The 12,297-nt window shown below is 66.8% G+C and carries 12 protein-coding genes and 1 tRNA gene; 8 read left to right on the top strand and 5 right to left on the bottom strand.

Translation table 11 applies throughout. From position 1 onward, the window contains the following. Positions 1 to 11: 11 nt before the first annotated feature. Entirely contained in the window at positions 12 to 665 is a 654-nt protein-coding gene (locus AC1DK4_RS12085; RefSeq protein ID WP_441613242.1) for a glutathione S-transferase family protein, read from the bottom strand. Between the two features lie 434 nt (positions 666 to 1,099). On the opposite strand from AC1DK4_RS12085, the gene AC1DK4_RS12090 reads away from it, so the two are divergent. Next, positions 1,100 to 2,314 carry a polyhydroxyalkanoate depolymerase gene (locus AC1DK4_RS12090; protein WP_441613243.1) on the top strand — a complete coding sequence of 405 codons (1,215 nt, stop codon included), beginning with the start codon at positions 1,100 to 1,102 and terminating at the stop codon, positions 2,312 to 2,314. Between the two features lie 16 nt (positions 2,315 to 2,330). Here the strand turns inward: AC1DK4_RS12090 and AC1DK4_RS12095 are convergent, their stop codons facing one another. Further along, positions 2,331 to 2,819, bottom strand: coding sequence for a cupin domain-containing protein (locus AC1DK4_RS12095; RefSeq protein ID WP_441613244.1), 489 nt, complete (start codon positions 2,817 to 2,819; stop codon positions 2,331 to 2,333). Between the two features lie 273 nt (positions 2,820 to 3,092). On the opposite strand from AC1DK4_RS12095, the gene AC1DK4_RS12100 reads away from it, so the two are divergent. The 5 genes from AC1DK4_RS12100 (at position 3,093) to trmB (ending at position 8,225) form a co-directional block, all read left to right on the top strand. Next, a complete protein-coding gene (locus AC1DK4_RS12100) occupies positions 3,093 to 4,037 on the top strand; it encodes an aldose epimerase family protein (RefSeq protein ID WP_441613245.1) in 945 nt (314 codons plus the stop codon). Between the two features lie 169 nt (positions 4,038 to 4,206). After that, positions 4,207 to 5,832, top strand: coding sequence for a methyl-accepting chemotaxis protein (locus AC1DK4_RS12105; protein ID WP_477131549.1), 1,626 nt, complete (start codon positions 4,207 to 4,209; stop codon positions 5,830 to 5,832). Between the two features lie 520 nt (positions 5,833 to 6,352). Next, positions 6,353 to 6,835, top strand: coding sequence for a hypothetical protein (locus tag AC1DK4_RS12110; protein ID WP_441613247.1), 483 nt, complete (start codon positions 6,353 to 6,355; stop codon positions 6,833 to 6,835). Between the two features lie 480 nt (positions 6,836 to 7,315). Then, positions 7,316 to 7,390: transfer RNA gene (locus tag AC1DK4_RS12115), tRNA-Gly, on the top strand. A gap of 76 nt (positions 7,391 to 7,466) precedes the next feature. Continuing rightward, positions 7,467 to 8,225 (top strand): tRNA (guanosine(46)-N7)-methyltransferase TrmB, encoded by a 759-nt coding sequence (gene trmB / locus AC1DK4_RS12120; RefSeq protein ID WP_441613248.1) that lies wholly within the window; start codon positions 7,467 to 7,469, stop codon positions 8,223 to 8,225. 105 nt (positions 8,226 to 8,330) lie between these two features. Here the strand turns inward: trmB and AC1DK4_RS12125 are convergent, their stop codons facing one another. From AC1DK4_RS12125 to AC1DK4_RS12135, 3 genes are all read right to left on the bottom strand, one after another. Beyond that, on the bottom strand, positions 8,331 to 9,212 hold the full coding sequence (locus AC1DK4_RS12125; RefSeq protein WP_441613249.1) for an undecaprenyl-diphosphate phosphatase: 882 nt from the start codon (positions 9,210 to 9,212) through the stop codon (positions 8,331 to 8,333). A 97-nt stretch (positions 9,213 to 9,309) separates the two neighbouring features. After that, positions 9,310 to 9,870, bottom strand: coding sequence for a DUF1439 domain-containing protein (locus AC1DK4_RS12130; RefSeq protein WP_441613250.1), 561 nt, complete (start codon positions 9,868 to 9,870; stop codon positions 9,310 to 9,312). A gap of 20 nt (positions 9,871 to 9,890) precedes the next feature. After that, on the bottom strand, positions 9,891 to 10,184 hold the full coding sequence (locus AC1DK4_RS12135) for a YkgJ family cysteine cluster protein (protein WP_441613251.1): 294 nt from the start codon (positions 10,182 to 10,184) through the stop codon (positions 9,891 to 9,893). 179 nt (positions 10,185 to 10,363) lie between these two features. On the opposite strand from AC1DK4_RS12135, the gene AC1DK4_RS12140 reads away from it, so the two are divergent. Next, positions 10,364 to 11,158: a TetR/AcrR family transcriptional regulator gene (locus AC1DK4_RS12140; protein WP_477131550.1), complete on the top strand. Its 795-nt coding sequence runs from the start codon at positions 10,364 to 10,366 to the stop codon at positions 11,156 to 11,158. After that, complete coding sequence (locus tag AC1DK4_RS12145; protein WP_477131551.1) at positions 11,155 to 12,288, top strand: efflux RND transporter periplasmic adaptor subunit; 1,134 nt, start codon at positions 11,155 to 11,157, stop codon at positions 12,286 to 12,288. Before AC1DK4_RS12140 ends, AC1DK4_RS12145 begins: the two co-directional genes overlap by 4 nt. Positions 12,289 to 12,297 lie beyond the last annotated feature (9 nt).

Here is a 12,297-nt window from a genome sequence, read left to right on the forward strand (position 1 = left end):
AGAGCGCTCGTTCAGAATTCCACTTCAAGCTCGCTGATTTCGTCCGGTTCCTTGCGCGCCTGCGCGATCCACTCCTGCAGTTCGGGCATGGCGAGGATCTCCTTGCAGTAGGCTACCGGCTGCGGATCGAGCTCGACGCCGTAGGTCAGGAAACGCGTCACCACCGGCGCGTACATCGCATCGGCCATGGTGCGCTTGCCGAACAGGAAGGGGCCGCCGTATTGCGTCAGGCACTCGGTCCAGATCTGCGTGATGCGATCGATGTCCGCCTGCGCGCGCGACCACACCTTGAAGCCGGGAAAATGGCCTTTGAGGTTCATCGGCAAGGCCGAGCGCATGGCGGCAAAGCCGGAATGCATCTCGCCGCAGATGGCGCGGCAGTGCGCGCGCGCGGCGCGATCGTCGGGCAGCAGCCCGGCCTTGGGGCTGATCTCGTTGAGATACTCGGCAATGGCCAGCGTGTCCCACACCGTCACGCCCTGGTGGAACAGGCGGGGCACGAGGATCGACGGCGACAGCAGCAGGATTTCCGCGCGCGCCGCGGCGTCGTCCGGCGGCACCAGCACTTCTTCGAACTCGAGCCCCGCGAAACGCGCGAGCAGCCAGCCGCGCAGGGACCACGACGAATATGTCTTGCTGCTGATGGTGAGGGTCGTCTTTGCCATCGCGCCTCCTTGCCAGTCCGATGAGCCGTTGCGCAGCGGGCCGGCTCGTTTGCCTCTGGTGCAAATCACGCCCCGCGTATCGCCATGCAATGCCGCTGCAATGTCTTGCTATGTGCCGCGGGCCGCTGCTTCTACTATGACGTTGTAGTACATCGCGGGTGCGAGCATCGCGGCACGGTCCGCCTGCTTGCGCGCGCGCCGGATACGCTACAAAAGACGCCGCACCTGCGCGGTGCGCCTGGCCGCACCAGCATGAAGCCACGCTGGTGCAGCAGCGATGCGGGCCTTTGCCGCACGCGGCGTGCACGCCGCAAACGAACCAGAACAGGTCACCCGCCATTCCACAGGCCCAAGCCCGCAAGCCTCATGCCAACAATACGCCGTGGCACGCATATTGCGGCGAATGAAGTCAATGCATAACAAGGGGGGCGGCCATGCTGTATCAGGTGTACCAGAGCTACGCGGACCTCATGCAGCCTGCCTGCGGCCTGGCCGACATGATTGCGGTGTCGCTGGCCGCCAATCCACGCATGGCTGGCTGCGATCCCATGCGTGCCACGCGCGCAGCCTGCGAGGTGCTGGCGTTGAGCCGGCTGACGCACCACCGCCCGCCCTTCGGCATCGACAGCGTCACCGTGGATGGCGTGCCGATGCAGGTCACGGAAGAAGTCACCGCGCGCACGCCGTTCTGTTCACTGCTGCGTTTTCGCAAGCACGGCGTGAGCAGGCAGCCGCGCGTGCTGCTGGTCGCGCCGATGTCTGGCCACTTTGCCACGCTGCTGCGCGGCACGGTGCAGACCATGTTGCGCGACCATGACGTCTACATCACGGACTGGCACAACCCGCGCGATATCTCCCTGATGCACGGCCGTTTCGGCTTTGACGAATTCGTCCAGCACCTGATCGACTTCCTGCACGTGCTCGGCGGCGGCACGCACCTGATGGCGGTGTGCCAGCCCACCGTGGCGGCGCTGGCGGCGGTGGCCCTGATGGCGGAAGACAACGACCCGGCGCAGCCGCCCAGCCTGACCCTGATGGCTGGCCCGATCGACGCGCGCATCAACCCGACCAAGGTCAACGAACTGGCCACCAGCCAGCCGATCGAGTGGTTCGAGAATTCGCTCACCAGCCATGTGCCGCTACGCTTCGCCGGCGCGATGCGCCGGGTCTACCCCGGCTTCGTGCAGCTCATGGCCTTCATGAGCATGAACAGCGAGCGCCACCAGCAAGCCTTCCGCGATCTCTACGACCTGCGCGCCAACGGCGAGCACAAGCGCGCCGACGCGATCCAGACGTTCTACGAGGAATACTTCGCCACCATGGACCTCAGCGCCGAGTTCTATCTCGAGACCGTGAGCATGGTGTTCCAGCGCTTCCTGCTGGCGCAGGGGCTGCTCGACGTGGCCGGCCGCCGCGTGAACGCGCGCGCCATCCACCGTACGGTACTGCTGACCGTGGAAGGCGAGCGCGACGATATCTGCGCCATCGGGCAGACCATGGCCGCGCAGGACCTGTGCGAAAGCCTGCGGCCCTATATGCGCATGCATCATGTGCAGACCGGTGTCGGCCACTACGGCGTGTTCAACGGCAAGCGCTGGGATGCGCAGGTCTATCCGCTGGTGCGCAACACCGTGCACATGAGCGGGTGAAGGGGCCCCTTCCTTCCTAGGCGGCGGTGCGGTCCGCCGGCCATGGCGTCACCGGCGGCACCGCGCACGGACCCTCGGCATCGACCGTGCCGAAGTCGGCCGGCCCCACGATCTCCAGGTATTCCATGTCGGGCGAATAGTCGAACAGGTAGTGCGTGATGCCGGGACGCTGGTGCACGCAGTCGCCGGCGGCTACCAGCGTTTCCTTGTCTTCGTACATGAAGCGCGCCCAGCCCTTGAGCATCAGCACCACATGGAACGCCGCCTGGTGCCGGTGCCAGCCGGTGCCCTGCTCGGGCGGGAGGTTGGCCTTGACGAGCTGTACCAGCAGCTTGCCGCCGGTGGCATCGGCCACGCCGAGGTCGCGGTAGAGGAAGAAGTCGCGCAGGCCCTGGTCGACGAAGGCCGTATCCTGCGGACGCACATGGGAGAAGCGCGTGGGAGAAAAATCCGCGGCGGGCTCGCCGGCGGTTGCGCTGCCGGACTTGCTGGTGGACTCGGCCATGACAAGCTCCTTTCGCTAGGGAGAGAACGCGCTGCGTGGCGACGCAACATCCGCGCCAGCGCGGCAAAGGTCGAACGCGGCGACGAATGTGAAGCGCCCGGCTCCGTGCCCGCCGCGGTTGCCTTGCGCAATCCGCCGCATGCACTCGCGCAGGGCGTGCAACGTCCCGGCTCGCCGGGAGCCGGCACCGGTGCGGTGCCGGTGCCATGCCGGTTATGATGCGCCGTTGCCCTCGTCATTCTCGTCGTCCCCTCACCGGACACGATACACCGCATGCAAGCCGTCGCACTCACGAATTTCCAAGGTCAGGACCTGGTCCGCGTAGGCGGGCAGGATGATTACCTGCTGCTCGCGCCGCACGCGGGCGCACGCCTGGTGCGCTGGGTGCATCGCGGCGAAGACATCCTGTTCTGGCCGGACGGCGCCGACTGGTCCCAGCCTTCCCGCGTGCGCGGCGGCAATCCATTGCTGTTTCCGTTCATTGCCCGGCACTTTGTCGATGGCGTGCCGGGCGCGTGGCGCGATGCCGGCGGCGAAGTGCGCGCCCTGCCCAATCACGGTTTCGCTCGCGACCTGCCGTTCGCGGTCTCGCAATACGAGGCAGACCGGCGCATCGCGATGACACTGCAAGCCTGCGACGCGACGCGCGCGGGCTATCCGTTCGAATTCGCGTTCGAGGCCGGCTACCGCCTGCTCGAGGACGGCATCGAGGCCACGCTGCGCACACGCAATACCGGTGCGCAGCCGCTGCCGTATTACGCGGGCCACCATTTCTATTTTGCCGTCGCCCACGAAGTGCGCGGCGCCACCGTGCTGGATATGCCCGACGCGCGGCGCATGCGCCAGCGCGCCGACGGCTCGCCCGAGGACCTCGGCCCCGGCGCTCCGGCCTATCGGCTCGACGATTCCCGCCTGCAGGACGCCTTCCACGTCCTGCGCGAGCCGCACACGGCGCCGCGCGCCTGCACCCTTGCCATCCCGCCCGACGCCACGGCGCCGCGCGGGCGCAAGCTGGCGATCGAGCTTGACGTCGCCGCCGCTCCGGCGACGGCCCCCTGGTTCGCGGTCACCACGTGGTCCGAGCACGCCGATTCCGACTTCTATTGCGTGGAACCATGGCTGGGCCTGCCCGATGCCATCCATCATGGCACCGGCCTGCGCTGGCTCGCGCCCGGCCAGGAAGAAACCGCGACCTGCCGCCTGCGCATCGTGGCCTGACCGCCTTCCGCATCGTCGGCACGAGGCAACGCCCTCCCGCTTCAAGTTTTCCGCCGGCCCGCCGTTGACCGAAATAGCGCCCCATGATCAGAGGCGTTCTCCGTGCTATGCGCCGGCGCATGTGCAGGCGACACGGAAGCCGAGTGCCATACTCAACGAGAGGAAGACAATGCTGAAGCACCTGTCCATCCGAGGCTATCTCAGCCTCATGGTCGCCTTTTTCGGTTTCGCCCTGGTGGTCGGGGCCGCGGCGGGACTCTTGTCCATGCGCGCGGGCAATGAATCGCTCAAGCAGATGTACACCGTCGACACGCCCGCGGTGGCAGACCTGGAAGGCAGCGCCGGGCAGTTGCTGCGCCTGCGCCTGGCGCTCGCGACCTACGCCTCGCTCACCGAGCTCAACGACCAGGAAGGCGCCAGCGCCGTGCTCAAGCGCTCCGACCAATACCTGAAGGCCTCCAACGAACGCCAGGCGCACTACCTTGCCGGCGCCGGCAACGGCGACGAGGAGCAACGCCTGATCAAGGACATGCAGGACAAGCGCGCCAGGTTCCTCGGCGAAGGCGTCGAGCCGGCGCTCGCGGCGCTCAAGGCAGGCGACAAGCCAGCCTTCCTGCAGCAGCAGGCGCACAAGCTGCCGCCGCTCTACAGTGCGTATGAGAAGGCCATGCTGGCACTGGAGAAGCTCCAGCTCGAGCGCGGCGCGCAGCGCTACCAGGAGGCGCAGGAACGCTTCAAGGCGGTCAGCATGGCAGTGGCCATCGGCCTCGCCGCCGCGCTGCTGCTGTCGTGGCTCGGGCGTGCCGCGCTGATGCGCGCCATCGTCGATCCGGTCAACGCCGCCATCGCGCAGTTCAATCGCATCGCCAGCGGGGACCTGACCGGCCATGTCCCGGTCGACAGCGACAATGAGATGGGCAAGCTCAGCGCCGGCCTGCAGAAGATGCAGGCGTCGCTGATCGAAACGGTCGGCACCGTGCGCGGCGGCACCGAATCAATCAACGTCGGCGTGCGCGAGATCTCCGCCGGCAACACCGATCTCTCCCAACGCACCGAAGAACAAGCCGCATCGCTGGAACAGACCGCCGCCAGCATGGAAGAACTCACTTCCACCGTGAAACAGACCGCCGAGAACGCCAGGCAGGCCAGCCATCTCGCGCAAGGCGCCTCGGGGCTGGCCGCCCAGGGCGGCGAACTCACGCAGCAGGTGGTCGGCACCATGCAGCATATCGTCGGCGACTCGCGCAAGATCGGAGAGATCGTCGGCGTGATCGAGAGCATCGCCTTCCAGACCAATATCCTGGCCCTGAACGCCGCGGTCGAAGCCGCCCGTGCCGGCGAACAGGGCCGCGGCTTCGCGGTGGTCGCCAGCGAGGTGCGCTCGCTCGCGCAGCGCAGCGCCGGCGCCGCCAAAGAGATCAAGGGCCTGATCGACGCCTCCACCGCACGCGTGGAAGCGGGCGCCGGACTGGTCGAGCGCTCCGGCGCCACCATGGCCGAGATCGTCAGCGCCATCGCCCGCGTCAGCGGCATCATGAACGAGATCGCCGCCGCCGCCGCCGAACAGAGCTCCGGCATCGACCAGGTCAACGTCGCGGTCACCCAGATGGATGAGGTCACCCAGCAGAATGCGGCGCTGGTCGAACAGGCCGCAGCGSCCGCCGGGTCGCTGGAAGAGCAGGCACGCAGGCTGTCGGCGGCGGTGGCCGTGTTCCGGATCGGCGACGGCGCCCGGGAGCCGCGGGCGCAGGGGGCGGCACCGGTAGCGGCGCGCATGGCGGTTCACGCCGCGTGATCCCGACTCCCGCCCCACGCACCCGCCTACCTGAAGAAGGTGCCAGGGTAACGTCCCGGAAAAATCCGGGAAGAGTGTCCCTCAGGGTACATGGATTGCCGCCGTACATCTTGGCGCACTAACTGTTTGAGACAGCCCGCGACTTCCAGGATTACGCCACCAAATGGCTATGGTCTTACAATCACGAGCGCCCGAACATGGCGCTCGGCGGCATGACCCGAAACAACGATCGGCCATCGTGGCCTAGCCTCAACTTCCAGAGACTGCTAGAAATGGGAGGGTTACCGAGGCGCACAGAGGCAGAAGCGGGGCGGTCTGAGCCGGTCGCCATTCGCAGCCGAGTCCGGGCCAGGAACAGTCATACCGTCATCCGTGTCGAATGGCCGCTTTCCCCGACGGGTTAGGCGCGGCTCGCACGCCACCGCGACTCGTCGCAAGCAGGTGCCGCGCTCTTGGCTGCTGGATATAGCCGCTTCCAATTGTAAAAGACGCGGATGCTGGAGTTGCTCGCCTAACAAGCGTGACAACCCGCAAGAATCCACTCAGAATTGCGCCCGAACTTCCGCTCACTGCTATGAGAACCTGCTTACTCGTTCCGATCCTACTGTTGGCTGCCTGTGCTACCCGCATTGATTACCAACCCGCCACCGTCAGCAATCCTCAGGTCATTGTGGAGCGCGTGCTGTACGAGCAGCCAGACAAGAAGCGTCCGGAGTCAGTCCAGGTCACGGACCGGTATGTGGAGTTCGGGAGCGGCGCCAGAGCTGTGTCCGCTCCTGGCTTGACATCTGTTACTACCACGTCCATTCGGAAAGCCACCAGGCTATATTACCGATCGATTGCTGAAACGCGCCTGTTCAGCAAGCGTAACTGGTTCGTGGTCGAGCCTCGATCATCCGGCGGCCGGACATTGGCGCAGATCTATGTCGAGGATGAACTGAATGCCAAGCGATTGATGGACGCCCTAGCCACCCTCAAGGAGCGCGCACCCGATGGAGAATAGGAGGGGCTTTCCGAAAAACCCTCGTGCTTGACCGAATGATGATGGAACAGATGGCCCGTACCAGACCGTCAGCGGTCGGCCGGACGGCCAGGCCTAGTAACTGGGCACGCATGGCAACAGCGGCCATTCGCCGGTAGCAGAGTTGACGCCCGTTTCGGGTCGAAAGTACCCATTCGCACCGGGAAGCAGATTGCCAGGTGGTGGGTCGCGATAGAAAAGGCATAGTCGGCCTCTACGGCCGAGCCTCAAATGCCGAACCATCTCTACAAAGATGGGAGTTCCCTCTCCGCAGCCTTACGATCGCAAGGACAGGGTGCGGACATTGCCATGCACACGCATGCCGGATTCCGCCCTCCATCGCCGCCCAAAATGATGCCAGCGCACCCAGCAAGCCGAGTTGCAGTGCATCCACTTTCGCATGCCGCGCCCACTTCCACCGCTTGCGCTCCCGCCTGAATCCCGCGTAAAATCCCGGCTCTTGCGGGCGTCGTATAATGGCCATTACCTTAGCTTCCCAAGCTAAAGACGTGGGTTCGATTCCCATCGCCCGCTCCACCTCGGATTGATACGAGCCGCCTTCGCCACCTGGTCACTGACCGATCAGGCTTCGCCCGGCGGCTTTTTTGTTGCCATGCTTCCCCAAGACCCCAGTTCCGACCCCACGCCAGCCGACGAGGCCGGCAACGCGCCCGACCAGGCCGCCGCCGTGGCGCATCCGCGCCGCATCCGCTCCTTCGTGCGCCGCGCCGGGCGGACCTCCACCGGGCAGCAGCGCGCCATCGATGACCTCGGCCCGCGCTTTATCCTGCCCTACGCGCCGCAGCCGCTGGACTGGGAAGCCACCTTCGGGCGCGTCGCGCCGGCGATCCTGGAAATCGGTTTCGGCATGGGCGAAACCACCGCGCATATCGCGCAGTTGCGGCCGCAGGACAACTTCCTGGGCTGCGAGGTGCACGAGCCCGGCGTGGGCGCCCTGCTCAAGCTGATCGGCGAGCGCGGCATCGGGAATGTGCGGATCATGCCGCACGATGCGGTCGAGGTCATCGCGCATATGCTGACCGACGGCTGCCTGGATGGCATCCATATCTTCTTCCCCGACCCCTGGCACAAGAAGCGCCACAACAAGCGCCGCCTGGTGCAGGCGCCCCTGGTGAAGGTGCTGGCCAGCCGGCTCAAGCCGGGCGGCTACCTGCACTGCGCGACCGACTGGGAAGAATATGCCCACCAGATGGTGGAAGTGCTGTCGGGCGAACCGGCGCTGGAGAACACGTCGGATGCGGCCGGCGGCTTTGCGCCGCGGCCTGACTACCGCCCCGTCACCAAGTTCGAACGCCGCGGCGTGCGGCTCGGCCATGGCGTGTGGGACGTGGTATTCCGCAAGCGGGCCTGAGGCCTGGCCGCTTGCCCAATAGAAAAGGCGTGGCCAGTGGCCACGCCTTTCTTGTTTGCGTCGCGCCCCGCGTGAACGGCCAGGCGCGGCCGCGGCTTGGCGCGATCAGGCGTGCCAGGCGATCAGTCCCGTGTAGGCGGTCACCAGCACGATCACGCCGAAGACGATCCGGTACCAGGCGAACGGCTTGAAGTCATGGGTGGCCACGAAGCGCAGCAGCCACCGCACGCACAGGAAGGCCGACAGGAAGGCAAACACGAAGCCGACGCCGAACACACCGAGATCGTCGGCGGACAGCAGCGCGCGCGCCTTGTAAAGCTCGTACACCGTGGCGCCGAAGATCACCGGGATCGCCAGGAAGAACGAGAACTCGGTCGCCACCTGGCGCGACAGCCCGAACAGCATGCCGCCGATGATGGTGGCGCCGGAGCGCGAGGTGCCGGGGATCAGCGCGAAACATTGCGCCAGGCCCACCTTGATGGCGTCGCGCCAGTTGAGGTCATCCACCGACTCGATGCGCGGCGCGCCGGCCTTGGCGGCCTCCAGCAGGGCATTGCCTGCGGGGTGGGAGACCCGGCCGCGATGCGCCTCGCGCCATTCGGCCCACAGGATCACCACGCCGCCGACGATAAAGGCGGTGGCCACGGTGACCGGGTTGAACAGATGCGCCTTGATCCATTTGCCGAACACCAGCGCCAGCACGATCGCCGGCACCGTGGCGACGATCACGTTGACGGCGAAGCGTCGCGCCTTCTCGTCGGTGGCCAGGCCGCCCACCACGGTGGTGATGCGGCGGCGGAATTCCCAGCACACCGCCAGGATGGCGCCGAACTGGATCACGATTTCGAAGATCTTGCCTTTTTCGTCGTTGAAGTCGAGCAACTGGCCAGCCAGGATCAGGTGGCCGGTGCTGGAGATGGGCAGGAACTCGGTCAGTCCTTCGACGATGCCGAGGATCACGGCTTTCAGGGCGAGCGCAATATCCATGCTGATTGGTGGGGCGAAGGAAAACGAAAAAGGAAAAAAGGAAGCCGCAGGGTACGGACCACCGTTGGCCGCGCGCCCGTCATGCGCGCACGCGCACTCACGGACGGTTGATCTTGACGTTGATCCCGTTGGGCAAAACGGTGATTGTACCGGGCTCGACACTGGAGCCGGCAAGGCGCAGCTGATCCGGACGGAAGGTATAGAGCGGATAGCCCTGCAATAGCTGCTCGGCGAGGATGCCGCCCAGCGCATTGAGCTGGCGCGTGAACTGCGCCGGCAGGCCGCCGATGTCGAACTGCTGGACCTGCGGATCCTGCAGCACCAGCGAGCGGCTGGGCGGGTCGTAGCGCAGGCCGCTATCGAGCGCGAAGCGCCCTGTCAGCGGCTGGCCGAAGAACAGGCGGTTGTCGATGGTCGCATCGAACTGCACGTTCACGCGGTTGCGCTCCGGGTCGAGCGTGAGCCGCGGGTTGGCGAGCTGGATGTCGAACAGCTCCATATAGCGCTTGTTGAATGGGAACTTGCGCTCCAGCGCTGCCTGCAGCTGGCTTTGCGAGAAGGTGTAGTCGTTGCCGAACATGGCGCAGCCCGCCAGTGCCGCGGCGAACGCGAGAGCACCGCTTGCTGCCAGCCAGCGCCGGCGATTCATCATGACCATGGGTTGGTTTCCTTTGCGGTTCAGCGGGCAATGGCAGCCGGCGCGGGCGCCGTGGCGGCCTCCAGCCGCGCCAGCCATGCCAGCGCCTGCCCCCGCGAGTCGCCGCACATGTCGGCGGCGGGCTTGAGGCCGGCGCAGAACGCCGGCCGCGAAGGCTGCCCGAAGATCGCGCAGCGGCGATCCGGCAGCAGCTGCACGCACGGCACGCCGGCGGGCTTGCCGTGCGGCATGCCCGGAATGGGTGACGTAATGGAGGGCGCAGTGCAACAAGCGCCACAATCCGGGCGGCAGGAAAGTTCAGACTGGACGGACATGGCAAAGGTTCAGGCGCGGACGGGCGTCCGGCAGGCCGTATTGTGCCCCATGCCCGCGGCGCCAGACCGTGAATGCCCCAGCTTGACCGCCCCAATCCACTCCACTACATTACTGACCCAAGAGTTATTTATTGGCAAAATCCGCGGAGAACGCACCGGCATAGGTGCGCAGCGCCCCAGTGAACAAGTCCCAAGACCAGAACAAGGCCGAGGCGAATCCCAAGCGTTGGGCCCGCCGCAAGGCCGCGCGCCCGCAGGAACTGGTGGCCGCGGCGCTCGAACTGTTTGTCGAGCGAGGCTATGCGGCCACCCGCCTGGAAGATGTCGCGGCCGCCGCAGGTGTGTCCAAGGGCACGGTGTATTTGTACTTTGCCAACAAGGAAGAGCTGTTCAAGACCGTGGTGCGGGAGAACCTGGGGCCGGCGCTGGCCCGGGGCGTCGACCTGGTGGAGACCTTCGAAGGCACCACCGCCGAGCTGCTGCGCGAACTGCTGCGCGGCTGGTGGGGCCTGATCGGCGCCACCTCGGTGGCAGGCCTGACCAGGCTGGTCCTGGCGGAGGCGAATCACTTCCCCGACATCGCCCGTTTCTACCACGAGGAGGTGACGGTACCGGGCGACGAGCTGTTCGCGCGCGTGCTGGCGCGAGGCGCGGCACGCGGGGAGTTGCGCGCGGTGCCGGCCAACCCCAACAGCGCGCTGATCTGCGCGCCGCTGGTGTTCCTGGTGTTGTGGCAACGCGGCYTCGGGGCTTCGTCGAGCATCGTGATCGACCCCGAGGCCTTTATCGACAACCTGCTCCAGATGCTGCTGTTCGGGCTCACCACCGGCGCCGCGCGCGATACGCCGCTGCCGCCGAAGGTCGGCCCCTACGTCTGGGAGCGGATACGGCAAGAACAACTAGAAGCGCTCGCACGAGCGCAAGCGCAGCAGGACGCGGCGGACTCTCCGGCGCGGCCGCCGGAGACAGCATGACCCGACGCACAAAGATACTGATTGGCACGTTCGCCGCGGTGGCCGTGATCGCGGTGCTCAGCGCCACCGCGGCCGTGCGCAAGAACGGCACCGGCAAGCCGGCCACGGCCCCGGCGGCCGTGCAGCCGGCCGCGCCAGGCCTGGTGGAATTCCTCCACTCCGACCTGGCCGAAGCCGCCACGCAGGATCTCCGCGTTGCACTGCCGCTGTCGGGCGGGCTGCGCGCGCTCAACCAGGCCTCGGTCAAGGCCAAGGTCTCGGGCGAGGTGCAGCAAGTGCTGGTGCGCGAGGGCGAGGCCGTACGCGCCGGCCAGGTCATCGTGCGCATCGACGCCACCGAATACCAGGCCAAGGTAGCCCAGGCGCGCGGCCAGATGCTGGCGGCGCGCGGCCAGTACGAGAACTCTAAGCAGACCTTCGAGCGCAACCGCGAGCTGGTTGCCAAGGGTTTCATCTCCAAGACGGCATTCGACAACTACCAGAGCAATCTCGACGTGGCGCGCGCCAACCTCGATGCCGCCCAGGGTGGGCTCGACGTCGCGCAGAAGGCGCTGGCCGATACCGTGGTCAAGGCGCCGCTGGACGGCCTGGTGGCGGCGCGCGCGGTGCAGCCGGGCGAGAAGGTCTCGCCGGATACGCGCCTGGTCGACATCGTCGACCTGCGCTCGCTGGAGCTGGAGGCGCCGATCCCGACCGCCGACGTGGCGCGCGCCGCCATCGGCCAGGCCGTGCGGCTCGACGTGGAAGGCAGCGGCCGCTTCGAAGGCAGGCTGGTGCGCATCAATCCCTCGGCCGYGCCCGGCTCGCGCAGCATCATGGTCTATGTGCGCGTGGACAATCCCGGCGCCCGCCTGCGCGCCGGCATGTTCGCGCAGGGCGCGCTGGTGCTGGGCCAGCACGCGGGCGTGGTGGCGGTGCCGGCCACCGCGATCCGCAGCGACGGCGAGCGCGCCTTCGTCTACACCGTGGAGAACGGCATGCTGGCCGAGCGAGAGGTCAAGCCCGGCATCCGCGACGACGAGCGCGGGCTGGTAGAGATCGCCGGCGGCCTGTCGGCCGGCGCACAGGTGGTGCGCAACAACCTCGGCACCTTGCGCGCGGGCAGCCGCGTCAAGCTGGTCAAGGCATAGGGCGCCCGC

Source organism: Cupriavidus sp. 05N38 (assembly GCF_056397345.1).